This is a genomic window from Micromonospora sp. NBRC 110038, assembly GCF_020884815.1.
Taxonomy (GTDB): Bacteria; Actinomycetota; Actinomycetes; order Mycobacteriales; family Micromonosporaceae; genus Micromonospora; species Micromonospora haikouensis.
In genome coordinates this window covers 368,052-394,194 of the sequence record NZ_BBOL01000006.1, presented here as the reverse complement: position 1 = coordinate 394,194, position 26,143 = coordinate 368,052, and the positions used below count along the sequence as shown (strand labels likewise).

The 26,143-nt window shown below is 75.8% G+C and carries 19 protein-coding genes; 11 read left to right on the top strand and 8 right to left on the bottom strand.

Annotated features, from left to right (window positions below; translation table 11 throughout):
* Nucleotides 1–9: 9 nt before the first annotated feature.
* From LPU61_RS22815 to LPU61_RS22790, 6 genes are all read right to left on the bottom strand, one after another.
* Nucleotides 10–3,552, bottom strand: a complete 3,543-nt coding sequence (locus LPU61_RS22815; protein ID WP_229406059.1) for a non-ribosomal peptide synthetase — start codon at nt 3,550–3,552, stop codon at nt 10–12.
* Nucleotides 3,549–5,858, bottom strand: a complete 2,310-nt coding sequence (locus LPU61_RS22810) for a lantibiotic dehydratase (RefSeq protein ID WP_229406058.1) — start codon at nt 5,856–5,858, stop codon at nt 3,549–3,551. The genes LPU61_RS22815 and LPU61_RS22810 overlap by 4 nt, the downstream gene beginning before the upstream one ends.
* On the bottom strand, nt 5,855–9,007 hold the full coding sequence (locus tag LPU61_RS22805; protein WP_229406057.1) for a thioesterase domain-containing protein: 3,153 nt from the start codon (nt 9,005–9,007) through the stop codon (nt 5,855–5,857). The genes LPU61_RS22810 and LPU61_RS22805 overlap by 4 nt, the downstream gene beginning before the upstream one ends.
* On the bottom strand, nt 9,004–12,726 hold the full coding sequence (locus tag LPU61_RS22800) for an AMP-binding protein (RefSeq protein ID WP_229406056.1): 3,723 nt from the start codon (nt 12,724–12,726) through the stop codon (nt 9,004–9,006). The genes LPU61_RS22805 and LPU61_RS22800 overlap by 4 nt, the downstream gene beginning before the upstream one ends.
* 743 nt (nt 12,727–13,469) lie before the next feature.
* A complete protein-coding gene (locus LPU61_RS22795; protein ID WP_229406055.1) occupies nt 13,470–13,670 on the bottom strand; it encodes a DUF397 domain-containing protein in 201 nt (66 codons plus the stop codon).
* Nucleotides 13,661–14,428, bottom strand: coding sequence for a DUF5753 domain-containing protein (locus tag LPU61_RS22790; RefSeq protein ID WP_043968599.1), 768 nt, complete (start codon nt 14,426–14,428; stop codon nt 13,661–13,663). The genes LPU61_RS22795 and LPU61_RS22790 overlap by 10 nt, the downstream gene beginning before the upstream one ends.
* Nucleotides 14,429–15,025: 597 nt before the next feature.
* Here LPU61_RS22790 and LPU61_RS22785 point away from each other — a divergent pair.
* From LPU61_RS22785 to LPU61_RS22755, 7 genes are all read left to right on the top strand, one after another.
* A complete protein-coding gene (locus LPU61_RS22785; protein ID WP_178065066.1) occupies nt 15,026–15,280 on the top strand; it encodes a flavin reductase in 255 nt (84 codons plus the stop codon).
* Between the two features lie 141 nt (nt 15,281–15,421).
* A complete protein-coding gene (locus tag LPU61_RS22780; protein WP_229406054.1) occupies nt 15,422–17,095 on the top strand; it encodes a carboxylesterase/lipase family protein in 1,674 nt (557 codons plus the stop codon).
* A gap of 20 nt (nt 17,096–17,115) precedes the next feature.
* Nucleotides 17,116–18,276 carry a sensor histidine kinase gene (locus tag LPU61_RS22775; protein ID WP_229406053.1) on the top strand — a complete coding sequence of 387 codons (1,161 nt, stop codon included), beginning with the start codon at nt 17,116–17,118 and terminating at the stop codon, nt 18,274–18,276.
* On the top strand, nt 18,273–18,878 hold the full coding sequence (locus LPU61_RS22770) for a response regulator transcription factor (RefSeq protein WP_229406051.1): 606 nt from the start codon (nt 18,273–18,275) through the stop codon (nt 18,876–18,878). The genes LPU61_RS22775 and LPU61_RS22770 overlap by 4 nt, the downstream gene beginning before the upstream one ends.
* 400 nt (nt 18,879–19,278) lie before the next feature.
* Nucleotides 19,279–19,755, top strand: coding sequence for a macro domain-containing protein (locus tag LPU61_RS22765; protein WP_229406050.1), 477 nt, complete (start codon nt 19,279–19,281; stop codon nt 19,753–19,755).
* A gap of 50 nt (nt 19,756–19,805) precedes the next feature.
* Nucleotides 19,806–20,663, top strand: coding sequence for a hypothetical protein (locus LPU61_RS22760; protein ID WP_229406049.1), 858 nt, complete (start codon nt 19,806–19,808; stop codon nt 20,661–20,663).
* A gap of 112 nt (nt 20,664–20,775) precedes the next feature.
* Entirely contained in the window at nt 20,776–21,255 is a 480-nt protein-coding gene (locus tag LPU61_RS22755; protein WP_229406048.1) for a hypothetical protein, read from the top strand.
* A 42-nt stretch (nt 21,256–21,297) separates the two neighbouring features.
* Here the strand turns inward: LPU61_RS22755 and LPU61_RS22750 are convergent, their stop codons facing one another.
* Complete coding sequence (locus LPU61_RS22750; protein WP_229406047.1) at nt 21,298–22,692, bottom strand: FAD-dependent oxidoreductase; 1,395 nt, start codon at nt 22,690–22,692, stop codon at nt 21,298–21,300.
* A gap of 40 nt (nt 22,693–22,732) precedes the next feature.
* The gene (locus LPU61_RS22745) at nt 22,733–23,218 is read right to left on the bottom strand and encodes an N-acetyltransferase family protein (RefSeq protein WP_374199708.1); all 486 of its coding nucleotides are present in this window, start codon (nt 23,216–23,218) and stop codon (nt 22,733–22,735) included.
* 87 nt (nt 23,219–23,305) lie between these two features.
* Between LPU61_RS22745 and LPU61_RS22740 the strand changes: the two genes are divergently transcribed.
* Genes LPU61_RS22740 through arsB form a run of 4 tightly spaced genes read left to right on the top strand, consistent with a single transcriptional unit; the run spans nt 23,306 to nt 26,134 of the window.
* A complete protein-coding gene (locus tag LPU61_RS22740) occupies nt 23,306–23,647 on the top strand; it encodes a helix-turn-helix transcriptional regulator (protein ID WP_229406046.1) in 342 nt (113 codons plus the stop codon).
* A gap of 33 nt (nt 23,648–23,680) precedes the next feature.
* Nucleotides 23,681–24,370: a helix-turn-helix domain-containing protein gene (locus LPU61_RS22735; RefSeq protein ID WP_229406045.1), complete on the top strand. Its 690-nt coding sequence runs from the start codon at nt 23,681–23,683 to the stop codon at nt 24,368–24,370.
* Entirely contained in the window at nt 24,363–25,070 is a 708-nt protein-coding gene (locus tag LPU61_RS22730; RefSeq protein ID WP_229406044.1) for an arsenate reductase ArsC, read from the top strand. The genes LPU61_RS22735 and LPU61_RS22730 overlap by 8 nt, the downstream gene beginning before the upstream one ends.
* Nucleotides 25,067–26,134, top strand: a complete 1,068-nt coding sequence (gene arsB / locus LPU61_RS22725) for an ACR3 family arsenite efflux transporter (RefSeq protein ID WP_255700185.1) — start codon at nt 25,067–25,069, stop codon at nt 26,132–26,134. The genes LPU61_RS22730 and arsB overlap by 4 nt, the downstream gene beginning before the upstream one ends.
* Nucleotides 26,135–26,143: the final 9 nt, after the last annotated feature.

The following is a 26,143-nucleotide window of genomic DNA, read 5'->3' as shown; positions in this document are numbered from 1 at the left end:
GGTCGTCCTTCATGCGGTGCCGCCGGGGCGGCGGGGAGGGATACGTCGGGCGCGGCTGCGGCGGGCGGCGGCCCGCAGCGCGGCGCGGGCCAGCTCCGGCCGGTCGGCCGCGCCGTCGAGGTGCGCGGCGAGGGCCCGGACGGTGGGGTGGCGGAACAGGTCGAGCATCGCGATCGACCGGCCGGTGGCGGCGGTCAGCCGGGCGTGCACGGCGGCCAGGGCGAGCGAGTGCCCGCCGATGTCGAAGAAGTTGTCGGCCACGCCGACGCGGTCGCGGCCGAGGACCTCCCGCCAGATGCCGGCGACCAGCTCCTCGGTGTCGGTGAGCGCGTCGGGCCCCGCCGGCAGCGCCACCGGCCGGGCGGGCTCGGCGGACGCGGCGACGGTCATCGCGCCGAGCCCGGCGGTGCGCACCGTCGGCCGGGGCAGCTCGGCGGCCACCTCCCCGGCCGGGGACTGCGGCGCGGCCGCCAGCGCGCCGACGAGGGCGGCCAGGTCGGCCAGCATCGCCTCGACGCGGTCGGCGTCGAACAGGTCGGGGTTGAACACCACCTCGACGCCGAGCCGGCCCGGCCCGGCCGCCCCGGTGACCGCCCGCTCCACCACGTACACGGTGAGGTCGAACGGGGAGCCCGGCTTGGGCACCGGCACCGGCTCGCCGGCCAGCCCGGCCAGCGCCAGCCGGGGCTCGGCGAAGTTGAGCACGTTGAACAGCACCTGCACCAGCGGGGCGCGGGAGGTGTCCCGGCCCACGCCGAGGGCCTCCACGATCCGCTCCAGCGGCGCGCCGGGGTGGGCGGTGGCGTCGTGCAGCTCGGCGGCGCAGCGGTCGACCAGCTCGGCGAAGCTCGCCCCGGCCGTGCGGACCCGCACCGGGACGGTGTCGATGAAGAACCCGACGACGTCGTCGAACGCGGCCAGCCGCCGGTCGGCGACGATCGCGCCGACGACGTGGTCGTCGCCGCCGGTGAGCCGGCTCAGCAGCTCGCCGAACCCGGCCAGCAGCACCGCCGCCACGGTCGTCGAGCGCCGCTCGGCCAGCGCCCGCACCGCCCGGTCCGCCTCGGCGGAGAACGTCACGGCGGCCTCCACCCCGGCGTACGTCTGCACGGCGGGGCGGGGGCGGTCGCGGGGCAGCTCCAGCACCGTCGGCGCGCCGGCCAGGTGCGCGGACCACCAGGCGAGGTCGTCGGCGCCCCGGCGGCGGTCCCGCTCGGCCCGCCACACGGCGTAGTCGGCGTACCGGGCCGCCGGGGCGGGCAGCGCCGGGTCGTCGCCGGCCACCGCGCGGGCGTACGCGGCGGCGAGGTCGGCGTAGAACACCGCCTCCGACCAGCCGTCGAACACGGCGTGGTGCCAGGTGACGGCGAGCACGTGCTCCGCCGGGCCGAGTCGGTAGACGGTCACCTGCCAGGGCGGACCGGTGGCCAGGTCGAACGCGTGGGCCGCCCCGTCGGCGAGCATCCGGGCCAGCTCTGCGGCGGGGTCGCCGCCGCCGGTCAGGTCCACCACGGGCACCGCCACGTCGGTGGGTTCCGCGCAGACCGCGTACGGCACCCCGGCGGTCTGCGGGATGCGCCAGCGCAGCACGTCGTGCCGTTCGGCCACCGCCCGCAGAGCCGCGCCGAGGGCGGGCACGTCCAGCTCGCCGCGCAGCCGGTGGGCCACCGCGATGTTGTAGGGGGCGCTGGACGGGGCAAGCTGGTCGACGAACCACAGCCGCCGCTGCGGCGGGGACAGCGTGGGCGGGTTGCCGGTGGTCAGCCCGTCGGCGGCGGCGGGGGCGGCGGTGATCCGCTGCACCAGGCCGGCGAGGGTGCGGCCGGCGAACACGTCCCGGGTGTCCACGGCGCGGCCCAGCTCGGCGCGCAGCGCCGCGACCAGCCGCATCGCGGCGATGGAGTTGCCGCCGGCGGCGAGGAAGTCGGTGTCGGGGCCGGGGGCCGCGCCGAGCAGCCGCGCCCACGCCCGGGCCACCGCCCGGGTGACCGGGTCGCCGTCGGCCGGGCCGTCGACGTCGGCGGCCCCGGGCGCGGGGCGGGCGGCGGCGGCCAGGGCCCGCAGCGCCGGCCGGTCCAGCTTGCCGGTGGTCGGGCTGACCGGCAGCTCCGCCAGGCGCAGCACCCGGGCGGGGCGCATCGCGGCGGTCAGCCTCGGCTCGGCGTACGCGCGCAGCGCCGCGTCGTCGGGCGCGTCGGCGGGGGTGAGGAACGCGACCAGCTCGGCCCCGGCGGGGGCGTCGACGGCCTCCGCCACGACCCGGTCGACGCCGGGCAGCCCGGCGAGGACGGCCTCGACCTCGCCCAGCTCGATGCGCTGCCCCCTGATCTTCACCTGCCGGTCGGCGCGGCCGAGATAGACGATCCGCCCGTCGGGGGCCTGGGTGACCAGGTCACCGGTGCGGTAGAGCCGCTCGCCGGGCAGGCCGGAGAACGGGTCGGGCACGAACCGCTCGGCGGTCAGGCCGGGCCGGTTGAGGTAGCCGTCGGCCAGGCCGGGGCCGCCGATCAGCAGCTCGCCGGTCTCGCCGGGCGGCACGGGGCGCAGGTCGGCGTCGACGACGTACGCCCGGTGGTTGGGCAGCGGCCGGCCGATCGGCACCGGGTCGGTCTCGGCGGCGGTCAGCTCGGCGGTGACGGCCAGCACGGTGGTCTCGGTGGGGCCGTAGCCGTTGACGAAGCGCCGGCCGGGGGCCCAGCGGGCGGCCAGCTCGGCGGGCACGGCCTCGCCGCCGCAGAGCACGGTGCGCCAGCCGGGCAGCTCGGCCGGGTCCAGCATGGACAGCACCGTCGGGGTGATGAAGCCCCAGTTGACCTCGTGGGCGGCGACGAACCGGGCCAGCCGCGCCGGGTCGGACCGGTCGTCGGCGCCGACGAGCTGCACCGTGCCGCCGAGCAGCAGCGGCACGAACAGGTCCATGGTGGCGGCGTCGAATCCGAGGGAGGCGATGCCGAGGCTGCGCACCGACGCGTCGGCCCCGGTCAGGGCCGCGCAGCCGGTGACGAACTCGACGACGTTGCGGTGGGTGGTGAGCACGCCCTTGGGCCGGCCGGTGGAGCCGGAGGTGAACAGCACGTACGCGGGGTCGCCGGGCCGGGCCGGGCAGGGGGCCAGCGGCGCGGGGCCGGGCAGCCCGAGCGCCGTCACGCCGGAAACGTCCCCGAACTCGGCCTCGGCGGCGTCGCCGACGACGACGCGTACCCCGGCGTCGGCGGCGATCTCCCGCAGCCGGCGGCGGGGGCCGCCCGGCTCCAGCGGCACGTAGCACGCGCCGGCGAGCAGCACGCCGAGGACGGTGACCACCAGGTCCGGGCGGCGGTGCCCGCACACCCCGACCCGGCTGTGCCGGCCCACGCCGCGCTCGCGCAGCGCGGCGGCGACGCCGGCGGCCCGGCCGACCAGCTCCCGGTAGGTGAGCCGCTCGTCCCACTGGCGCACCGCCACCGCGCCCGGGGTCCGCGCGGCCTGCGCGGCGACCAGCTCGGCCAGCGTCGCGTCGGGCCACGGCAGCGGCTCGCCGTGCGCGGCGCTGATGGACAGGATGTCGGTCACCCGTGTTCCCCCCGGTAGGTGGCTGGATCGGTGATCTGCAGGCGCAGCTCGCTGACGTAGCCGCGCCCGGCGGCGTCGGTCACCCAGGCGTCGGCGGGGGCCGGCAGCAGCTCGCTGACGGTGAGCGTGACGGCCGGGTCGGTCCGGGCGGCGGCGTCGGCCATGGCGCACAGCGACTGGGCGTACAGCGGGCCGGTGAGGTCGACGTAGCAGGGCTTGACCTCGGTGCCGACCTTCACGAAGACCCGCTCGGGCAGGCCGAGGCGGGCCCGCCAGCGGCGCACCGCGAGGTAGCGCGCGGACTCCCCGGTGGCCCCGGCCAGGCCGCTGTCGGCGACGGTGGTGCGCCAGGTGCGCCGGGCCACCACCAGCCGGTCGATGGTGATCCGGGGCGTCGTCGGCGCGGGGGCGAGCAGCTTGAAGCTGTCCAGCAGCAGCGCGCCGAGGAGGTTGGCGAACACCTCGACCAGCGGCCAGCGGGCCCCGTCGGGCAGCACCGCGACGAGCCGGCCCGCGACGGACTCCACCCGTACGGCGCTCGCGGCGACGAGGTCGGTGACGTCCGCGCCCCTGGCCGTGTCGATGCCGACCTGCCGGTCGGCCGGGCCCCGCAGGTGCCAGGTGGTGCGGGTGGTCTGCCGGGGGAACCCGGCCGGCGGCAGCAGCCGCAGCCGGGCCGGTCCCAGGTCGGCGTCCACGGCGGCGCGCAGCGCGGCCGGGTCGGGGTGGAACGGGGCGAACACGGCGCTGTCGAACGGCGTCGTCGCCGGGTGCAGCTCGCCCAGGACGAGCTGGAACTCGCCCCGGTTGAGCGCGTCGACGCCGGCCGCGGCGACCTGCACGTCGGGGCTGTGCACGCGGGCGGTGGGCCAGCCCGGCGCGGTGGCGGGAAACAGCGCCGCGGCCCGCCCGGCCAGGTCGGCGCTGCGCAGCCGCAGCTCCGGCTGGTCGGCGGCGACGTCGGCGAGCCCGAACAGCTCCGCCCAGCGGGCGGTGAACCCGGCGCTGGCCACGGCGACGGGGCCGTCCGGGGCGAGGATGAGCCCCTGCGCGAGGGACCACATGTCGGCCAGCCGCACCGGCCCGTCGGCGGCCAGCTCGGCGTGCAGCTCGCCGAGGACCCGCTCGCAGGCCGCGCCGATCTCGGCGGTGAGCCAACGGGCGGCCCGCAGCACGATCGCCAGGGGCGCGGCGAGAGCGTCGAGGACGGCCGACCCGACGGCGACCTCCAGGTCCCGCGTCGTCTCCTCGTAGACGACGGTGCGACCCGTGTACATCTGCCCACCGTGCCGGGTCGCCGACTCCCCGGTGGCGGCGGTGAACGCGGCGTTGAGGGCGGCGAGGGCGGCGGCGAGCCGGGTCGGGTCACCGGCAGCGGCGGCCACGGCGTCGCGGGCGGCGGTGAGCCGGTCGAGGCCGGCGGTCAGGTCGGCGCGCAGCTCGGGGTCGCCGACGGCGGCGATCCGCGCGGCGAGCACCCGCACCGCCTGCGGGTTGTTGGGCAGGCCGGCGTCCCAGGTCAGCAGGCCCCGCTCGACGAGCCGGTCGAGCAGCAGGAAGCCGTCGTCGGCGCGGCGCAGGCCGGCGTCGCCGTCTTCGCACAGCCGCGCCACGATCTCCCGGGCCGGGGTGCGGCCGTCGCAGCCGGCGAGCAGCCGGGCCTCCACGGCGGTCAGCTCCACCGCCGGGGCCAGCGGCGGGCACAGCCGGCGGCCGTCGAGCCGCAGGTGGGGCGGGAGCACCGGGGCCCACCAGCGGCGCACCGCCGGGTCGGCGGCGAGCCGGTCGGCGTACGCGGACAGCGCCCACGCCTCCAGGTGCACCTCGCGGCGGGCCACCAGCCCGGTGCCCGGGGCGAGCCGGGTGTGCGGGCTGTCCGGGTCGACGGTGCCCCAGCAGACCGGCCCGAAGAAGCCGATGGTCTCGGCCTTGCCGCAGTAGCGCTGCCAGTAGCGCAGCACCGCGATCTCCCGCTTGCGGCGGGGCTTGTTGCGCACGGCCGGGTCGGTGCGCAACAGCCCGTCGAGGGCGACGAGCATCTCCGGGTTCTGCCAGGTGACCGCCTCCCGCACGGCCGGGTCGGCGCAGATCCCGGCGAGCACGTCGGAGGAGCGGGCCAGGGCGGCGGCCAGCTCCTTGTCGTACCCGTCGGTGGTGACCTCGCCGGCCAGCAGCGCGTCGGCCGCGGCGGCGGCCTCGGGCGCGGCGAGCAGGTCGAGGCCGGCGGCGGGGAACCCGGCGGTACGCAGCAGCACGTCCCGCCACACCGACCAGCCGGTGTCGCCCAGTGGCAGCAGGTGGCTCACTCCGCGGCCCGCCACTGGTCGTCGACGATGTGCAGCCGCAGCTCGCTGAAGTAGCGGCGGCCGGCGGCGTCGGGCACCCACGCGTCGTCGGGTGTCGGCAGCATCTCGCTGACGGTCAGCGACACGGCGTCGCCGCCGTCGGTGCGGGCGGCCCGCACCATCGCGGCGAACATGGCGGCGTAGGCGGGGCTGGACAGGTCGACGAAGCAGGGCTTGGTCTCGGTGCCGAGCTTGACGTAGACCCGCTCGGGCAGGCCGAGGTCGCGCCGCCAGCGGCGCACGGCGAGGAACCGGTCCCGCTCGGCGGTGACGTCGGCCAGGCCGCACCCGGCCACCGTGGTACGCCACGTCTGCCGGGCCACCACCAGCCGGTCCAGGGTGATCCGGGGCGTGTACGGGGCGGCGGCGACCAGCTTGAACCCGTCCACGGCGTGGGCGCTGAGCAGCCCGGCGAACACCTCGGTCAGCGGCCAGCGCGCCCCGTCGCGGGCGGTGACGACGAGCCGGCCGTCCTCGTCGGTGACGGTGAGGTCGACGGTGGGCAGCACCCGGTCGGGGTCGACGCCGGGGGCGGGCAGGAACGCGAGCTGCCGGTCGGTGGGGCCGGTGAGCGCCTCGGCGGTGCGGCTGGTGCGCCGGGGCCAGTCGGCGGGGAACAGCAGCCGGATCCGGTGCTCGCCGAGGTCGGCGGCGAGCGCCGCGCGCAGCCGCGCCACGTCCGGGTGGGACGGGGTGAACACCTGGCAGTCGAACGACGGCCAGGCGGCGTGCAGCTCGCCGAGCACGACGGTGTAGTCGCCCCGGGCGAGGGCGTCGGCGTCGGCGGCGCAGAGCTGCAGGTCGGGGCTGTGCAGCCGGCCGCTGGTCCAGTCGCTGGGGCGGTCGGGGAACACCTGCGCGACCCGGTCGACCAGGTCGGCCACGGCCAGCCGCACCTCGGTGGCGCCCTCGGGCAGGTCGGCGAGGCCGAACAGTCCCGCCCAGCGGGCGGCGAACTCGGCGGCGACGGCGTCGACGGGCCGCTCGCCGGTGCCCCAGAACAGGCCCTGCACGAGGAACCACAGGTCGGCCAGGCCGACGGGGGCGTCGCCGGCGTCGGCGCGCAGTTCCTCGTAGAGGTCGCGGAACGTCGCCCCGTACGCCTGCTCCAGCTCGCCGGCCAGCCAGCGGGCGGCCCGCAGCAGCACGGCGAGCGGGGCGGCGAGGTCGGCCAGCAGCGGCGCGCCGAAGCTCACGTCGAGGTCGCGGGCGGTGTCCTCGTAGCAGAGGGTGCGCCCGGCGTACATCTGGCCGGCGCGGCGGCGGGCCGGCTGGCCGGTCAGCTCGGTGAACGTGGCGTCGAGCCGGTCGAGGGCGGCGCGCAGCCGGTCGGGGTCGCCGGCGGCGTCGGCCACCTCGTCGCGGGCGGCTTGCAGCCGGTCGAGGCCGGCGCGGGCCGCGAGCCGGGCCGGCTCGTCGCCGATGGCGTCGATGCGGGCGGCCAGGGCCGCCTCGGCGTCGGGGGCGACGGGCAGGTTGGCGTCCCAGGTGATCAGTTCCCGCTCGACGAGGCGGTCGAGCAGGGCGTACCCGTCGTCGGGGCGGCGCAGCCCGATCGCCGGGTCGGCGACCAGGTCGCGGGCGCTGCGGTGGCCGTCGGCGGCGGCGAGCAGGGCCGCCTCGACGGGGGTGAGGGTGACCGGCGGGCGGCCGGGGCGCAGCACCGACCGGTCGCGCAGGCTCAGGTGCGGCTGGAGCAGCGGCGGCCACCACTGCCGCACGGCCAGGTCCGCCCCGACGGTGTCGGCGTACGCGGACAGCGCCCACGACTCGAACCACACCCAGCGCCGCCGGGTCAGGGCCGGCCCGGGGCGCACCCGGGCGGTGTCGGCCTGCTCGGGGTCGAGGGTGACCCAGCAGCTCGGGCCGAAGAAGCCGACGGTCTCGTTCTTGCCGCAGTAGCGCTGCCAGTACTTCAGCAGCGCCCGCTCGCGGTCGCGGCGGCGCACGTTACGCGGCGCGTCGGCCCCGGCGCGGGCCAGCCCGTCGAGGGCGAGCAGGGCGTTGCGGTTCTGCCAGGTGACGGCCTCGCGCAGCAGCGGGTCGGCGGCGAGCTCGTTGAGCCGGCCGGCGGCGGCGGTGAGCGCCTCGGCGAACTCCTTGTCGAACCGTTCCGCGCCGTCGCCGGTGGCGAGCAGGTCGTCGGCCGCGGCGGCGGCCTGCGGGGCGGAGAGCGCGGTGAGCCCGTCGGCGGGAAACCCGGTGGTACGCAGGATCGCGTCACGCCACACCGACCAGCCGGTGTCGCCCAGCGGCACCCGGTGCGCGCCGGCCTCGTCGGCCCCGTCCCCCGTCGTGTCGATCGCCGTTGGCTCCGCCGGGCCGTCCGGGGCCGGCACGGTCCCGTGTGCGCCGGCGACCCGGACGGCGGCGGCGCCCCGGAGGGCGTCGGTGAGGTCGGCGCGGATCGCGGCGACCAGTTCGGGCAGGCAGTCCTGCAGGAAGAAGTGCCCGCCGTCGATCTCGTGGAGGGTGAACCCGGCGGCGGTGTGCCGCTCCCAGGCGGCGCTCTGGGCGTGGCTGACGGCCCGGTCGGACCGGCCGCTGAACGCCACGACCGGCACCGGCAGCGGCTCGCCCGGGACGTACCGGTAGCTGTCGACCCGGCCGAAGTCGGCGCGCAGCAGCGGCAGCAGCAGCTCCACCAGCTCGGGGTGGGCCAGCACCTCCGGCGGCAGCCCGCCGCCGTCGCCGAGGCGGCGCAGCAGTTCCTCGTCGTCCACCGTGGACAGCCCGTCGAACAGGCTCGCGTCGTCGACGTGCGGGGCGCGGGCCCCGCCGACGTACAGCCGCAGCGGCAGCGGCCCGCCGGTGCGGCGCAGCTCGCGGACCACCTCGAAGCCGACCCGCCCGCCCATCGAGTGGCCGTAGATCGCGTACGGGCGGTCGGCCCGCCCGGCGATCGCGGCGGCGACGTCGGCGACGGTGAAGTTCGGGTCCTCGCTGATCCGGTTCTCCCGCCCGGGCAGCTGCACCGGCAGCACCTCGACGTCCGCGCCGAAGGCCCGCTGCCACTCGCGGAACGCGCTGGCCCCGGCCCCGGCGTAGGGCAGGCAGAACAACCGCACCGGCGCCTGGGGTCGGCTTCCGGCGGAGACGAACCAGTTCACCGCGCACCTTTCTGAGGGGGGTCGATCCAGTGCCGCTGACGTTGGAAGGGGTACGTGGGCAGCCCGGTGCGTCGCACGCCGCCCTCGGGGTGCAGGGCCGACCAGTCGACGTCGCGGCCGGCTACCCAGTCGAGGGCCAGCTCCCGCAGCTCGCCGTCCGGGCCGGCGACCCGGGCGTCGGCGGCGGGCAGCTCGGCCGGCCCGGCGGCGGCGAACAGCTCGTCCGGACCGACGGAGTCGAGCAGTTCGTCCAGGCCGGCGAGGGCGGCGGCGAGGTCGGTGGCGACGACCGCCGCCCGGCAGCCGAACTCCCTGCGGCCCAGCGCGAGGGTGGCGGCGACCTCGGCCAGCGCCGGGGACGCCCCGGCCAGGTGCTGCCGCAGCCGGCGCAGCGCCGCCCGCAACGCCACGGGGGTACGCGCCGACACCGGCAGCAGGTGCGCGACCGCGTCGGGAGTGGCCGGCGGCTCGACCGGGGGCGGCTGCTCGACGACGACGTGGGCGTTGGTGCCGCCGAGCCCGAACGAGCTGACCCCGGCCACCCGGCGGGCCGCCTGCGGCCAGTCCCGGGCCTTCGTCGGCACGTAGAACGGGCCGCCCGCCAGGTCGATCTCGGGGTGCGGGCGGGTGAAGTGCAGGTTCGGCGGGATGACGCCGTGCTGGACGGCGAGCACCGCCTTGATCAGGCCGGCGATGCCGGCGGCGGCGTCGAGGTGGCCGATGTTGGTCTTCACCGAGCCGAGCGCGCAGCTCTCGGCGGGCGCCGCGCCCCCGTACACCTCGTGCAGGGCGGCGACCTCCAGGGCGTCGCCGAACGGGGTGCCGCTGCCGTGCGCCTCGATGAGGCGTACCTCGCCGGGGGCGACCTCGGCGGCGGCGAGCGCGCCGGCCACGGCGGCGGCCTGCCCCGACGGGCCGGGGACGGCGTAGCCGGCGCGGTCCGCGCCGTCGTTGGTGACCGCCCAGCCGGGCAGCACCGCGTAGATCCGGTCCCCGTCGGCCTGCGCGTCGGCGAGCCGGCGCAGCGCGACGACCCCGGCACCGGAGCCGAAGCCGGAGCCGTTGGCGGCCTCGTCGAAGGCGCGGCACCGCCCGTCCGGGGACGCCATGCCGCCGGGGGTGTGCCGGTAGCGGGGCCAGGTCACGTTGACGCCGCCGGCCAGGGCGATGTCGCACTGGTAGTCGGCGAGGCTCTGGGCGGCGACGCAGACCGCGACCAGCGAGCTGGAGCAGGCGCTCTGCACGGCCAGCGCCGGCCCGGTCAGCCCGAGGCGGTAGGCGACCTGGCCGGGCAGGTGGTCGGTGAACTGCCGGCCGACCAGCCGGGCCTCCCAGTCGTCGGGGTCGACGTCGCCGACCACCGCCGGGTTGTCCATGAGGTGGAACAGGAAGTACCGGTTGGCGGAGGTGGCGGCGTAGACGCCGACCAGGCCGGGGAACCGGGACGGGTCGTGCCCGGCGTCCTCCAGGGCCTCCCACGCCGTCTCCAGGAACAGCCGGTGCTGCGGGTCGGTGCGGGCGGCCTCCTGCGCGCCGAAGGCGAAGAAGTCGGCGTCGAAGTCGGCCACGTCGTCGAGCCGGCCGGCGGCCCGCACGTGCCGGGGGTCGGCGAGCAGCCGGGGGCCGATGCCCAGCGCGGCCAGCTCGGCGTCGGTGTGGTCGTGGATGGCGTCGACGCCGGCGCAGAGGTTCCACCAGAAGGTGGCGGGGTCGGGCGCGCCGGGGAAGCGGCCGGCGAGCCCGACGACGACGATCTCGTCGCCGGTGTACTCGCGGGCGGCCGTGGCGGGCGCGGCCGGCGCCGGCCCGACGGGCGCGCGGTCGGTCGCGGCCGGCGCGTCGACCAGGCGGGCCTGCGCCTCGATCGTCGGGTTCTCGAACAGCCGCAGCAGGGGCAGCCGCACCCCGAACCGGGCGGCGAGCCGCTGCTGGACGACGCCGAGCAGCAGTGACTGGCCGCCGACGTCGAAGAAGCCGGCGGTGCGGGCGACCGTCTCGCGGCCGAGCACCGCGCACCAGATGTCGTGCACGGCCCGCTCGGTGGCGGTGGCCGGCTCCTGGTCGGCTGCCTCCCTGCCGGTGGTGGCTTCGGCGGCCGGGTCGGGCAGCGCCCGCTCGTCGATCTTGCCGGTGACGGTGAGCGGGAACTCGTCGACCACGACGACGGCCCGGGGCAGGGCGTAGTCCGGCAGCCGCCGGGCGAGGGCGGCGCGCAGGGCCGCCGGGTCGAGGACCCCGCCGGCCGGGCGGGCGTACGCGAGCAGCTCGCCGCCGCGGGCGATCGCGCGGACCGCGCCGACGCCCGGCTCGGCGGCGAGCACGGCCTCGATCTCGGTCAGCTCGACGCGGAAGCCCCGCACCTTGACCTGCCGGTCGAGCCGGCCGAGGCAGACGAGGTCGCCGCCGGGCAGCCGCGCCCCGAGGTCCCCGGTCCGGTACGACCACACGCCGTCGGCGTCGCGGCTGAACCGGTCGTCGGCCCGGTCGAGGTAGCCGGGCGCGACATGCCGCCCCCGCACGACGATCTCCCCGCTTTCGTTGTCGCCGGTCCCGGCGGCTTCGGCTGCGTCGGCGGCCTTCGCGGTGGCTGCGTCGGTGGTTTCGGCAGTGGCTTCGGCGGTGGTTTCGGCGGTGGTGAGGTGCAGCTCGTAGCCGGGCAGCGCGGTGCCGATCGGCAGCGGGCCGGTGGCCGCCGGGTCGGCCTCGGCCAGTGGCAGCGCGTACCGGGCGGCGAACGTCATCTCCGTCGCGCCGTACCCGTTGACCAGCACGCAGGCCGGGGCGAACCGGTCCCGGCCCCGGGCGGCGTCGGCGTGGGTGGCCTGCTCGCCGCCGAGCAGCACCGCCCGGACGCTGTCCAGCCGCCGGTCGCCGAGGGCGTCGAGCAGGAACCGGTAGACGGTCGGGGTGGAGTGGTAGACGGTGACCCGGTGCTTCTCGATCTGGTCGACGGCGTGGGCCAGCCCGTGCCGGCGCAGGTCGACGGGGACGACGGCGGCGCCGGTGAGCAGCGCCGGGTACAGGTCGGGGATGGCCGCGTCGAAGCTGAACGAGGCGAGCAGGCTGAGCCGGTCGTCGGGGCCGATGCCGAGGGTGGCGATCTGGTTGTCGACGACGTGGGCGAGGTTGCGGTGGGTCTGCCCGACGGCCTTCGGCAGCCCGGTCGAGCCGGAGGTGAACAGCACGTAGGCGAGGGCGTCGGGGTCGACCGGCACGGGGCGCAGCGGCGCGGAGGTGACCGCGTCGGTGGTCAGCACGACGCTGGCCGGCTCGGCGGTCCCGGGCCGGTCGACCTGTTCCCGGTGGCCGGATCCGGTCTGGCGCTCGGTCCCAGGCAATTTGGCCGGTTCCCGGTGGTCTGCGGTCAGCCGGTCGGCAAGGTCCCGGTGTTCGGGGGCGGTCAGCACGGCGCGCACCCGCGCGGCGGCGAGCATGTGGCGCAGCCGGTCGGCGGGGAAGCCCGGGTCCAGCGGCACGTACGCGGCCCCGGCGGCGAGCGTGCCGAGGATCGCGGCGACGGTGGCCACGCCGTGCGGGGTCAGCAGGGCGACCCGGTCGCCGGGGCGGACACCGGCGGCGGCGAGCAGCGCGGCGTGACCGCCCGCCGAGGCGGCGAGGGCCGCGTAGCTGACCGGCTGGCCGTCGCCGAGCAGGGCCGGCCGATCGGCGAAGATGGCCGAACGGTCAGCGAAACGATGGACGACGTTGTATATTTCCATGTCAGTGGGCGCGGGTCGTCGCCACGCCGACGGGCGCGCAGCATCCAAGCATCGTGATCACGATCCCCCCCAGGACTTCACAATGGATGCAGCATAGGACTCGATGCCTGGGCGGCAAGATCATCGATCAGAGTCGGACCGAACAGCCGACGGACGCGACCCGGGACGGCCGGCAAGATTCACCCGATCATCCCCCTAGCGCGCACATGAGTTTCGGCCTAGAGACGTACCAGCAAGTAATCTTGCGGCCGAAGCGCCTGGTGACCGGCGTTTTTCCTATGTGGGCGATCCTTAACGGCAGCCCAGGAAGGGCAATGCCGGGCGGGCCGGACGCCGACCATCGTACGCCGCAAAGGCGGCCCCCACCGCCCCACCGCGCCCCGCGTCGACCGCCCCGAACCCTGGCCGCCTCCGCGACACGACACGCCGACGCGATTCCACCGCAACCGGCCACCGAACGCTCACCCCGCGCCACCCGACGACCCACACCACCAGGGCGAGCCACATGCGGCGAACCCGACCGGGCCGGGACCAACCCGAGCGCTCGACGCCCCGACCCCCACCACCCCACGAGGCACCTGAACGAGATCGAGAGATCTTGGTACGAAACGGCCCCCAGAGGGGCCGAAACCTACCAAGATCCGTCACCGCCTCCGCGCGACGTCGCAACACCGGTGGCGAGCACGTTGTCGGCCGTCAGGTCACGTCGTGGTCGACTCATGCACGGGCCGGGGCGGGCCCGGTCAGCCGAGGGGGCCGATCCGCTTGGCGAGACTCACGAACCCGGCCCAGGCGGCAGGCGCGAAGACCAGCGTCCCGCCGTCACGGTCCTTCGTGTCCCGGACGAAGACGACACCAGGCAGGTTGTCGGCGACCTCGACACACGCACCGCCGTTGTTGCCGCTCCTCGTGCTCTTGCGCCACCGAGACTGGCTCATGTCCATGCTGCCGCCGCTTTCCTGATGAGTTCTAGGGATTGCGCCCGCGGCAGGGCATCACCACAGATGCGAGCCCACCGCCGATCCAGCGTAACAAGGTCAGCCGCCTGTTCGAGGATCTGCGCGTGGGCCTGACCATCCACGTGCAGGAGGCGCGCGCCGCCGTCCAGTTCGGCGAGAATGAACGGCCCGCCGAGCCCGGCATACATGCCCACCTCCGCAGGAACGACATGGACCTGCACGAACGGCAGGGTCGCGCAGTCCGCCAGGTGCTCGCACTGGTCGCGCATCATGGACCGGTCCCCACCAGCCGTGCGCCTGAGCACCATCTCATCGATGACCGCGACCAGCAGCATGGGCGGGTCGCGGCGCAGGACCGCCTGTCGGGCCAGACGAGCGGCGACGAGTCGGTCGACCTCACCACTGGACAACGCCTCGCCCGCGAGGGTGGCTCGCGCGTATGCCTCGGTCTGAAGTAGGCCCGGGACCCAGGCCAGCTCGAACCATCGCAGCGAGAGCGCCTCGCGCTCGACGTCGGCCCACCGCCGGAACCACGCCGGCTCGCGCCGCCTGCCGACCTCCGGCCACAACTCCGAGACTTCTCGGCCGAGCAGGGCGGCAACCTTTGCCCGGTGGCGGGACTGCGGGATATGTCCAGGGTTTGCCCACCGCCCTGCCGTCTTCGGGTCCACCTCAACCTGAGCTGCAAGGGCTTCGGCAGTCAGACCGGCAGTCGCCATCGCCTCGATCACCGCGTGGTTCATCCGGCTTCCTTTCTGGATTGTCCCATGCACCTCAACTCCATCCTGCTACAGGGTGTATTCGTCTCACAACCCTCAGCAAGCTGGTGTCGGGGCGGCGCGGGTCGGTCGACAGACGTCTCGACCCGTGTTCGCCGAGGGGGCCGTCGCGGTCCTTCCGCACCAGTCGGGCGGGCGGCCCCCTCTCCACTGCTCCATTGCCGACACGCACCGAGGGAGAGCCATGCCCCACCGACGAGCACGTGACCGGGCGACCCGCCTCGCGCACGGCGGCGCCGCTGCGCCGCGTACCCCGATCGAAGGCCGGCGGAGAGACGGAGGCCGCCGGTGAGGCCCGCGCTCGCGCTGGAGCGGCACTGCGCGGCCGGGCCCACCTGGCGGTGCGCGGCCGACGGCGAGCCGTTCCCCTGCGCCGCATGGCGCAGCCTGCCCCTGGACGACCACGCTGCTGGCGGGCTTCACGCTCTTCCTGCGCCCGGCGATCCACGACCTGCGGGGCCGCCCGGAGGGCCCGACGCCGCCGCAGATCGTGCGGCGGTTCCTGTGGTTCCTGCCGATGACCGACGAGGAGGCGCGGGCGACCGCGCTGCGGTACCGCTGATGTCGGGAGGCCCGCACCTGCCGATGCGCCCCCTCTGGCTGTGCCGCCGCTGCGGGGCCCCGTGGCCGTGCGGCCCGGCGCGGCTGTCGCTGCTCGTCGAGTACCGGGGCGACCGCACCGCCCTGCTGTTCTACCTGGCGCTGCTCATGCAGGAGGCGACGGCGCACCTGACGGCGCTGAACCCGGCGAGCCCGCCCGGCGACCTCACCAACCGCTTCCTGTCCTGGGTACGCGCGCCGCGACCGCCCTCCTGAGCGCCCCGCCTCGGGCCGGTTCCGGGTGAAGAGGACCGGCCCGAGGCGGGGCTCGGCGCTGCCCGCCAGGACAATTGTCACCGCGCACCGGGTACCGGCGGTTCTGCCAGCGCCGGCCTGGCCGTTCGTAGCGTGCTGGGCATGGCTGACCTCGTTCTGTCCCGCACACTCAGATTCGGTGCCCTGATCCTGGCCGCGGTGCTCGCGGCGCAGGCCGCTGCGGCGCTGGCCGCCCCGGCGTCGCCGGCGAGCGCCGGGCCGGTCGTCCGGACCGACAGCGGACTCGTCCGCGGGGTGACCGGCACCGGCTTCCGGGCCTTCCACGGCGTGCCGTACGCGGCGCCCCCGACGGGCGAGGGCCGCTGGCGGGCCCCGCAGCCCGTGCCCGCCTGGTCCGGGGTCCGCGACGCGACCGCGCCGCCCGAGAGGTGCGCGCAGAACATGGTCGGCGGCCCGCCGGCCGGGGTCGAGGACTGCCTCTACCTGAACGTCACCGCGCCCACCACGCCGGGCCCACACCCGGTCCTGGTCTTCGTGCACGGCGGCAGCTTCCAGAACGGATCGGGCGTCGACTACGACCCGGCCCGGCTCGCCACCCGGGGCGGCCTGGTCGTGGTGACCATCAACTACCGGCTCGGGGTGTTCGGCTATCTGGGGCTGCCCGGGCTGGCCGGGTCCGGCACCTTCGGGCTTGCGGACCAGCAGGCCGCGCTGCGCTGGGTGCGACGCAACGCGGCCGCGTTCGGCGGGGATCCGGGCAACGTCACCCTCGACGGCGAATCGGCGGGTGCGGCAAGCGTCTGCGCGCAGCTCACCTCGCCGTCGGCTCGCGGCCTGTTCGACAAGGCGATCATGGAGTCCGGTTCGTGCCTGACCGACTGGCCGGACGCGCTGTTCCTTCCGGGGACCGAGGCCGGGGCGCAGTTCAGTCCCCGCACGACGGTCGAACGGGCCGGCTCGGCCCTCGCCGCCACGCTCGGCTGCCCGGCTGGGCAGGCGCTCGCCTGCCTGCGCGGCCAGGACCCGGCCGCGCTGCTCGCCGCGACGACCGGGACCGGCATCGAGGCGCTCACCACCCCGGCGTACGGGACGGCGCTGTTGCCGGTCTCACCGGCGGCGGCGTTGCGGGCCGGGAGGGCGCTGCGGGTCCCGGCGCTGGTCGGCAACAACCGCCACGAGCACCGGGCGTTCATCGGGTTCATGGAGATCACGCGGGGGGCCTACACGGCAGCCGACTACGAGGCGACGCTGGAGGCGGCGTTCGGCGACCAGGCCGCCCAGGTGGCCGCGCGCTATCCGGTCGACGCCTACCCGACTCCGGGCCTGGCGTGGGCAGCGGCGGCGACCGACCGGATCTGGGCCTGCCCGACCCGCACCGCCCAACGCCTGCTCGCCCGGCACGCGCCGACCTACGCGTACGAGTTCGCCGAGGAGCACGGGCCGGCGCTGACCGCGGACTACCCCTGGGGCGCCGCGCACGGATACGAACTTCCGTACCTCTTCGACGTCGCCAACTTCCTGACGGTCGGCACGGTACAGCCCGAACTGGCCGCCGACATGATCGATTCATGGGCGCGCTTCGCGGCCACCGGGCGGGCGCCATGGCCTGCCGTACGCCCGACCGAGGCGGCACCCTACGCCCGGGTGTTCGCGGTCGGCCGAGGCGGCAGTGTCGACCTGGCCGCCGAGCACCAGTGCGCGTTCTGGGACACGATCGCCACGGAGGCCTCGGCAGGTGGTCGATCCGCCCCGGGTGCCACGCCCACGCCCGTCGGCCCCCGGTCCGCCCACCCGCGCTCGGCCCTGCGCCCCTGACCGCCGCTACGGTGTCCGTCATGTCCGGTGCTGCGGTCGACGCGACGAGTCCCGTCGACCGCAGCACGCGACGCCGTGGGTTCGTCCTCGTGGCGGCCCACACGCTGTGGCTGTGGCTGCTGCTGCCGCCGGCCGCCGCGATCGCGCGGGGGCAGGTTCGGCCCGCGCCGGTGGCGGCGACCGGGCTGGTCGTCTTCGCGCTGCTCTATCTCGCGCTGGTGGCGGTGCCGGTGGCCGGCCTGTCCGTCCGGCCGGCTCTGCACCACGCCGGGCTGGTCCTGCTCGCGCTGCTCGGGGTCGCGCTCGCCGCGACGTATGCCGGTGCCCCGCAGGGGTGGCTGGCCCTGCTGATGTACGTCTGCTCCGCGGGCGCCGTGGGGCTGATCCGGGCGAACTGGGCCTTCGCCTGGGTCGGCGGCAGCGTCGCCGCCGTGCTGGTGATCGGGGCCGCGCGACGGTTGCCCGCTGACGACACCGCCAGGATCGCGCTGATCACCCTGCTCGCGGGTGCCATGACGCTGGCGTTCGCCCGGGTGGCCCGCCTGGTGGACGAGTTGCGCCGCACCCAGCGGGAACTGGCCCGCGCGGTGGTGGAACGGGAGCGGCTCCGGTTCGCCAAGGACCTGCACGACCTGCTCGGTCACACGCTGTCGCTGATGGTGGTGAAGGCCGAGGTGGCCCGCCGGCTCGCCTCGACGGACCCGCACCGGGCCGCGGCGGAGGCGGCCGACATCGAGCGCATCGGCCGCACCGCGCTCACCGAGGTACGCGAGGCGGTCACCGGCTACCGGGAGCACAGCTTCGGCAGGGAACTGGACAACGCCCGGACCGTCCTGGCCGGCGTCGGCATCACCGTCACCGTACGAGGAGATGTCCGTCGACTCGACGTCGAGGCCGACGACGCGTTCGGCTGGGTGCTCCGGGAGGGAGTGACGAACGTGCTGCGGCACAGCCGGGCCTCGCGATGCGACATCGGGGTCGACATCGACGCCGACGGGGCGGTGCTGACCATCCGGGACAACGGGGTGGGCGGTCGACCGGACCTTGGCAACGGCCTGCGTGGCCTCACCGAACGGCTCTCGCAGGTGGGCGGGACGTTGCAGGTCGGCCCGGCTCCCGGTGGCGGTCTGCTGCTCACCGGCCGGGTTCCCGCGCGCCCGAGGGCGACGGGGTCCGAATGATCCGGCTGCTGCTCGCGGAGGACCAGGGAATGATGCGTGGCGCGCTGGCCCTGCTGTTGAACCTCGAACCCGACATCGAGGTGGTGGCCCAGGCCGGAACCGCCGCCGAGGCGATGGAGGCTGCCCGCGAAGTTCGTCCGGACGTGGCGCTGCTGGACATCGAGATGCCCGACGGCAGCGGCCTGGACACCGCGGCGATGCTGCGGGAACAGGTGCCCGACTGCCGGGTGCTGATCCTCACCACGTTCGGCCGGCCCGGCTATCTGCGACAGGCGATGGAAGCCGGCGCGGCGGGGTTCCTGGTCAAGGACGGCCCCGTCGAGCAGCTCGCGGTGGCCGTCCGACGGGTGCTGGCCGGTCATCGGGTGATCGATCCGGCGCTCGCGGCGGCGGCGCTGGCGGCCGGCCCGAACCCGCTCACCTGCCGGGAGCGGCACGTGCTGACCGCCGCCGCAGACGGCGCCACGATCGCCGACATCGCCGCGCGCCTGCACCTGTCGGAGAGCACCGTCCGCAACTACCTGTCGGCCGCCATCGGCAAGACCGGCACCCGTAACCGGATCGAGGCAGCCCTCAGCGCCCGGGCGAACGGCTGGATCTGAGGCCCGGCGGGCCGCGCGGGCGGTCAGCGCGGGACGGGCGACATCGGCTTGGTGCACAGCACGTCGGGCATGGCAGGTAGCCGAGCGCCTGCCAGAACCGCAGCCCGGCCGCGTTGTCCGGCATGACCAGCAGGTTCACCCTCGGGCAGCCCAGCACCACGGCCACCACATCGCCGAACGCCTCGCCGACGAGGAACAGCTCGGGGTCCCGGGGTGAGCCTGGCGGCCAGCTCGGCCCGGGGCACGACGTCGCGACCGGACACGGTCCACACCGCCGCGACAACGTCGTAGTCGCTCCAGCGGAACTGCCGGATGCTCAGCACGGCCTGTCTCCTCTCCCCGGTCATGGTCGTTGGATAACGAAGTCGACGGCAGCCAGCACCGGTGGGAGCATCACCGGGTGGCACCACTGCAGATCATCAGGGGCGACGCGACCAGCCCGCAGGCCAGGGGCCCGAAGATCATCGCCCACGTGTGCAACGACATCGGCGGGTGGGGCAAGGGCTTCGTCCTGGCCGTGTCCCGCCGGTGGCCGGAGCCCGAACGCGCCTACCGGCGGTGGCACCGCGAGCGTTCCGGCAACGACTTCGGCCTCGGCGCGACCCAGTTGGTCCAGGTCCGGCCCGACACCTGGGTGGCCAACATGGTCGCCCAGCGCGGCATCCGCACCGGCAGCAACGGGCCCCCGATCCGGTACGACGCCGTCGAGCGCTGCCTCGACGCCGTCGCCGCGCACGCCACGCGGCTGTCCGCCAGCGTCCACCTGCCGCGCATCGGCTGTGGCCTGGCCGGCGGCCGGTGGGAGCGCATCGAGCCGCTCGTCGTCGCGGCCCTGTGCGACCGCGACATCGCCACCACCGTCTACGACCACGACTGACCGGTGCCCGCCGGTGCGGACATGTCAGGGCCCGCAGACATAATGCCCCCGTGTCGCATGCCGATCTCACGTTGTCCGCCTGGTCGGGTCTGTCCGACGATGCCGCGGCCCGCACCGCCGCCGCCATCGCGCGGAGCACCGGAACGCGCCTGACCGGCGTCGGGCCGCACGCGTACGCCGGCCGAAGCGGCCGGGTCGCCTTCTTCGACCGGGACGGGGCCAGCTTCGCCCTCGTGCCGGGCGGCACCGCACAGCTCGGCCACGACCCCGACCGCTTCGTTCCCGATGCCCGGCTGCGCGCCGACTTCGCCCAGGCCAGCACGGAGTGGGCCCTCACCGAGCCGCTCGACCGCTTCCTGGCCGAGGTGACCTCGCCGCCGCGTCGCGTGTCCCTGCCGGCCCGTCTCGTCGCGGTCCGCTCCGTGGAGGCCGACGCGCTGCTGCCCGCCGACGACGATGACGATGACGATTCCGAGGGCGAGGACGGCCCCGAGGACGGCGACGAGGACGACGGTCACGCGTGGCTGATGGGCGGGCTCGACCGCCTCGGCCTGCGACCGCCGACTCCCGACGAGTGGGAGTACGCCTGCGGGGCCGGGGCCACCACCCTGTTCCGGTGGGGCGACGGGTATCCCGAGGGCCTGCCCTACGGCACGGTGCCGCTCATCCAGGAGCCGAACCTGTTCGGGCTGTTCATCGGCGACGACCCGTACCGCGCCGAGTTCACCGCCGACCCGGCGGTCCTGTGCGGCGGCGACGGCGGCGCGGCGCTCTGCGGGGGCTACGGCAGCTTCCTGAGCTGGATCGTCCTCGCCACCGCCTACCGGGAGCGGGAGCTGGCGGAGACCGTGCACGACGGCGGCCTGATCGGGGAGACGCCGGTGCGCCCCGTCGCGCCGATCCCCTGAGCCGGGGGCCGCTGCCGGGGCACGCCGGCCGGTCACCGCGGCCCGGATGACCCGACACCCTACGATCCATCGGGTACGGCCATCGCCCGTTCTCAGGCTCGGAAGAGGAACCGTGGACTCGTCCCTTGCGATCCTCATCGGCGGCACGGCGGTCTTCGCCGGCGGCGTCGGCTACCTGGTGGCCCGTCGGGACGCCGACCGGCGGCGTGCCGGCTTGGCCGCCGTCGGGGCGGCCGGCGGCGTCGCCGCGAGCTTCCTCCTCATGCTGTACCTCGCGACGGTCGCCCTGCCCGCCACGGTGGGGCTCGTCGCGTTCCTCGCCGGCCTGGTCGCCTACCTGGCGTTCCGGCGCGACCTCGGCCGGCGGCGGGCCGCGCTGGCCGCGGCCGGGGCGGGGGCCTTCGTCGCCGCGGGCTTCCTGTTCGTGGTCTACCTCGCGGTGATCGCCTTCGTCGTCGCCGTCGGCGTCTACCTCCTGGCCCGGGACCGGCTGCGGATCAGCCAGGCGGTGATCCTGACGGGCACCACGCTCGGCGGGCTGCTGGCCGCGTCCGCCCTCGTCTTCTGGGTCAGCCTGAGCTACGTGATGTGACCGCCACCGGGGCGCGCTGCCGCTGCGCCCCGGCGCGCCGGGTCAGCCGGCGCAGCACCCGCCCGCGCCGGAGTCCACGGTGGCCGGTGGCAGCACGGTGAGCAGCCCGCCGGCCAGGCCGGTGGCCAGTCCCCGGGCGGCCGGCTGCGGGGCGGGGCCGCAGCAGTTCTCCCCGTCGACGGAGTCGGCCGGGTCGCTGCTGCACACCCCGGTCTCGGGCAGTTCCAGCCGTACGTCGCGGGCCGCCGCCCAGTCCCCGGCGAGGGCGGCGACGACCGAGCGGACCTGCTCGTAGCCGGTGGCCATGAGGAACGTCGGCGCGCGCCCGTAGCTCTTCATGCCGACCGCGTAGTAGCCGGGCTCGGGGTGGCTCAGCTCGTCGACGCCGTGCGGCGGGACGGTGCCGCAGGAGTGCTCGTTGGGGTCGATCAGCGGGGCCAGGGCCCGGGTCGCGCCGAGCACCGGGTCGAGGTCGAGGCGCAGCTCGGCGGCGATGCCGTGGTCGGGGCGGAAGCCGGTGGCGGCGACGATCCGGTCGACGGTCACCGACTCCTGCCCGCCGTCGGGGCGGCGCACGGTGACGGTGACGCGGTCGCCGGCCGGGTCGAGGGCGTGCACGGAGAAGCCGGTGAGCAGCCGGATCCGGCCCGCCTCGACGTGGGCGCGCAGCCGGGAGCCGAGGGCGCCCCGGGCGGGCAGCGCGTCGGCGTCGCCGCCGCCGTAGGCGCGGGTCGGCGAGGCCGCGCGGATCGCCCAGGTCACCTCCGTGCCGGGCGCGTCGGCGGCCAGCTCGGCGAGGGAGAGCAGCGTGTTGGCGGCGGAGTGGCCGGCGCCGACGACGAGGGTGTGCCGCCCGGCGAACCGGTCGCGGTCCGCGCCGAGCACGTCCGGCAACGCATGGTCCAGGTACGCCCCGGCTGCCGCCTCGCCCCGGGCGGGCAGGCCGGAGGCCCCGAGCACGTTCGGGGTGTCCGCGGTGCCGGAGGCGTCGATCACGGCGCGGGCCAGCAGCTCCTCGCCGTCGGCGAGCCGGACGAGGAACGGGGTCTGCTCGCGGCCGGCGGTGCGCAGCCGGTCGAGGCCGAGCCGGCTGATCGCCACCACCCGGGCGCTCAGCCGCACCTGCGGCGCGATCTGCGGCAGCTCCGCGAGGGGCCGCAGGTACGCGTCGACCAGCTCGTCGCCGGTGGGCAGCGCGTCGGGATCGGGCGCGGTCCAGCCGCTGTCGGCGAGCAGCCGGCGGGCGGCGTCGTCGATGTCGTAGCGCCAGGGCGAGAAGGCGCGCACGTGCCCCCACCGGCGCACGGCCGCGCCGACGCTGTCCCCCGCCTCCAGGACGGTGCAGGGCAGGCCGCGCTCGTGCAGGTGCGCGGCGGCGGCGAGGCCGACGGGGCCGGCGCCGATCACCACGACGGGCAGGTCGTCGAGGACGGTCACGGGTTTCCTCCAGGTGGGTCGGATCAGCGGGATGTGGCGGTCAGCCGACGACGGTGCTGCGGCGTTCCAGCAGCACCACGTCGCGCCAGCGGCCGTGGTGCCGGCCGACCCGCTCCCGTACGCCGACGGTCCGGAAGCCGGCCCGCGCGTGCAGGGCGAGGCTGGCGGCGTTCTCCGGGAAGATCCCGGACTGGATGGTCCAGATCCCGGCGGCCTCGGTGCCGGTGATCAGCGCGTCGAGCAGGAGCCGGGCGATCCCTCTCCCCCGGGCCGCCGGGTCGACGTAGACGGAGTGCTCGACGACGCCCGCGTAGACGGGGCGGGTCGAGGTGGGCGACACCGCGACCCAGCCGAGCACGGTGTCGGCGTCGTCGACGGCGACGAGGCGGTGGGCGGCCAGCCGGGACGCGTCGAACGCCGCCCAGGTGGGGGCGACGGTCTCGAAGCTGGCGTCGCCGCCGTCGAGGCCGGCCTGGTAGATGGCGAGAACCCGGTCGGCGTCGGCGGCGACCATGGCACGGATCATCGGTTCACCCACGACCCAACCTCCCTGTCTCGATATCCGTCAAACCAGAGGCTTGCACAGTGATTAGACACCTGTCAACCTAGAGAAATGTCGAAACAAGCGCCGGATCTCGCCACCAGCCCCTGCTGCGCGCCCCTCACTCAGCGGCGGGTGCCGGCCGAGACGGCGGCGGCGCTCGCGCCGGCGTTCAAGGCGCTGGGCGACCCGGTGCGGCTGCAACTGATGTCGATGATCGCCTCCGCCGAGGACGGCGAGGTGTGCGTCTGTGACCTCACCCCGGCCTTCGACCTGACCGGGCCGACGATCTCCCACCACCTGAGGGTGCTTCGCGAGGCGGGCCTGGTCGACGCCGAGCGGCGCGGCACCTGGGTCTGGTACCGGGCCCGGCCCGGCACGCTGCACCAGCTCGCCGCCCTGCTCGCCAGTTGACATCCGGCATATTGCTCAACGATAGTTGAGTCAATGAACGCTGAGCTTGATTCCCTGACCCGGCGTGCGCGCGTCCACGCCGCCCTCGGTGACCCCGCGCGCCTGGCGATCGTGGATGCGCTCACTCTCGGCGACGCCTCCCCCGGGGAGATCGCCCGCAGCCTCGACATGCCCACCAACCTCGTCGCCCACCACGTGCGGGTGCTCACCGAGGCCGGCCTCGTCGTCCGGGCCCGGTCGGAGGGCGACCGGCGACGCACCTACCTGCGGCTGCGGCCGGAGGCCCTGGCCGCCCTCGCGCCCGCCCCGCTGACCGGGGTCGAGCGCGTGGTCTTCGTCTGCACCCACAACTCCGCCCGCTCCCAACTGGCCGCCGCGCTGTGGCGACATCGCACCCACGGCGCCGCCGCCTCCGCCGGGACGAAGCCCGCCGCCCGGGTACACCCCCGGGCCGTCGCCGTCGCCCGCCGGCACCGGCTGGAGCTCGACCCCACCCGCACCGCCCACGTCGCCGACGTCGTCGGGGACGACGACCTGGTCATCGCGGTGTGCGACAACGCGCACGAGGAGCTGACCGGCCCCGTGCGCCCCCGGCTGCACTGGTCCGTGCCCGATCCGGTCCGGCTCGACACCGACGAGGCGTTCGAGGCCGCCTACGCCGACCTCGCCGACCGCGTCGACCGCCTCGCTCCCACCGTCTCTCCCGGAGCCCACCATGACTGACACCCGACCGCGCCCACGGGACGACTTCTCCGTGGACCAGCGGCTGGCCCTGCGCACCGCCGCGACCCGCCTGGCCGCCGAGTTCGACGGCACCTACGGGGCCGAGACCATCGAGCGGTTCCTGCACGCCAGCTACGACCAGTTCGCCACGGCGGGCAGCGTCCCGCACCACCTTCCGCTGCTCGCCGAGCGCTTCGCCCGGCAACGCCTGCGCGCCCTGGCCCGGGTCGAGGGCCACCACCGCGACGGGCGGCCGGTGGCGTTGTTCCTGCGCACCCACAACGCCGGCCGTTCGCAGATGGCGCTGGGCTTCTTCGCCCACCTCGCCGGCGAGCGGGCGGTCGCCTGGTCCGGCGGCAGCGAGCCCGGCGTCGAGGTCAACCCGGCCGCCGTCGCGGCGATGGCCGAACGGGGCGTCGACATCTCCGGGGAGTTCCCCAAGCCGTGGACCGACGAGATCGTCCGGGCCGCCGACGTCGTCGTCACGATGGGCTGCGGCGACGCCTGCCCGGTCTTCCCCGGCACCCGCTACGAGAGCTGGGACCTCGACGACCCGGCCGGCCTCGATGTCGCCGGCGTCCGACCGATCCGCGACGACATCGAGCGTCGGGTCCGCCTGCTGCTCGACCAGCTGGGGGTCGCCCCGGAGCCGGTCGGGCGCGCCCACCCGAACACCGACACCCGCCTGGAGCGCCCGTGACCACCATCCGTGCCGACGCCGCCGAGACCGCGGTGGTCGCCCGGCTGTCCCGCCTCGACCGGTTCCTGCCCGTCTGGATCGGTCTGGCCATGGCCGCCGGCCTGCTGCTGGGCCGGGCCGTCCCCGGCCTGGACCGGGCGCTCGACGCGGTGCAGCTCGGCGGCATCTCGCTGCCGATCGCCCTCGGCCTGCTGGTCATGATGTATCCGGTGCTGGCCAAGGTCCGCTACGACCGCCTCGACACGGTCACCGGCGACCGCCGGCTCCTCGTCTCCTCGCTGGCGCTCAACTGGATCGTCGGCCCCGCGCTGATGTTCGCCCTCGCCTGGATCTTCCTGGCCGATCAGCCCGCCTACCGCACCGGGCTGATCATCGTCGGCCTGGCCCGCTGCATCGCCATGGTGATCATCTGGAACGACCTCGCCTGCGGCGACCGGGAGGCCGCCGCCGTGCTGGTCGCCCTGAACTCGGTGTTCCAGGTGCTCGCCTTCGGGCTGCTCGGCTGGTTCTACCTGGCCGTGCTCCCCGGCTGGCTCGGCCTGTCCGGTGCGGAGCTTGCGGTCTCGGGCTGGGACATCGCCCGCAACGTGCTCATCTTCCTCGGCGTGCCGCTGCTCGCCGGCTGGCTCACCCGCCGCCTCGGCGAACGCGCCCGGGGCCGCGAGTGGTACGAGTCGCGGCTGCTGCCCCGGATCGGCCCCGCCGCCCTGTACGGGCTGCTGTTCACCATCGTCGTGCTCTTCGCGTTGCAGGGCGACGCGATCACCGGCCGGCCGCTCGACGTGGCCCGCATCGCGGTGCCGTTGCTGGTCTACTTCGCGCTCATGTGGGCCGGGGCGTACCTGCTCGGCCGGGCGATCGGCCTCGGCTACGCGCGCACCACCACCCTCGCCTTCACCGCCGCCGGCAACAACTTCGAGCTGGCCATCGCCGTGGCCATCGGCACCTTCGGCGTCGCCTCCGGCCAGGCCCTCGCCGGGGTCGTCGGCCCGCTGATCGAGGTGCCCGTCCTCGTCGGCCTGGTCTACGTCTCGCTGTGGCTGCGCCGGCACTTCACCCACTGACCCCACCAC

Excerpts from the sequence above, each read along its gene's own strand:
- LPU61_RS22800 (WP_229406056.1), bottom strand. The coding sequence starts at position 12,726 with ATGGAAATATACAACGTCGTCCATCGTTTCGCTGACCGTTCGGCCATC.
- LPU61_RS22795 (WP_229406055.1), bottom strand. The coding sequence starts at position 13,670 with ATGGACATGAGCCAGTCTCGGTGGCGCAAGAGCACGAGGAGCGGCAAC.
- LPU61_RS22790 (WP_043968599.1), bottom strand. The coding sequence starts at position 14,428 with ATGAACCACGCGGTGATCGAGGCGATGGCGACTGCCGGTCTGACTGCC.
- LPU61_RS22785 (WP_178065066.1), top strand. The coding sequence starts at position 15,026 with ATGTCGGGAGGCCCGCACCTGCCGATGCGCCCCCTCTGGCTGTGCCGC.
- LPU61_RS22780 (WP_229406054.1), top strand. The coding sequence starts at position 15,422 with ATGGCTGACCTCGTTCTGTCCCGCACACTCAGATTCGGTGCCCTGATC.
- LPU61_RS22775 (WP_229406053.1), top strand. The coding sequence starts at position 17,116 with ATGTCCGGTGCTGCGGTCGACGCGACGAGTCCCGTCGACCGCAGCACG.
- LPU61_RS22770 (WP_229406051.1), top strand. The coding sequence starts at position 18,273 with ATGATCCGGCTGCTGCTCGCGGAGGACCAGGGAATGATGCGTGGCGCG.
- LPU61_RS22745 (WP_374199708.1), bottom strand. The coding sequence starts at position 23,218 with ATGATCCGTGCCATGGTCGCCGCCGACGCCGACCGGGTTCTCGCCATC.
- LPU61_RS22740 (WP_229406046.1), top strand. The coding sequence starts at position 23,306 with ATGTCGAAACAAGCGCCGGATCTCGCCACCAGCCCCTGCTGCGCGCCC.
- LPU61_RS22735 (WP_229406045.1), top strand. The coding sequence starts at position 23,681 with ATGAACGCTGAGCTTGATTCCCTGACCCGGCGTGCGCGCGTCCACGCC.
- LPU61_RS22730 (WP_229406044.1), top strand. The coding sequence starts at position 24,363 with ATGACTGACACCCGACCGCGCCCACGGGACGACTTCTCCGTGGACCAG.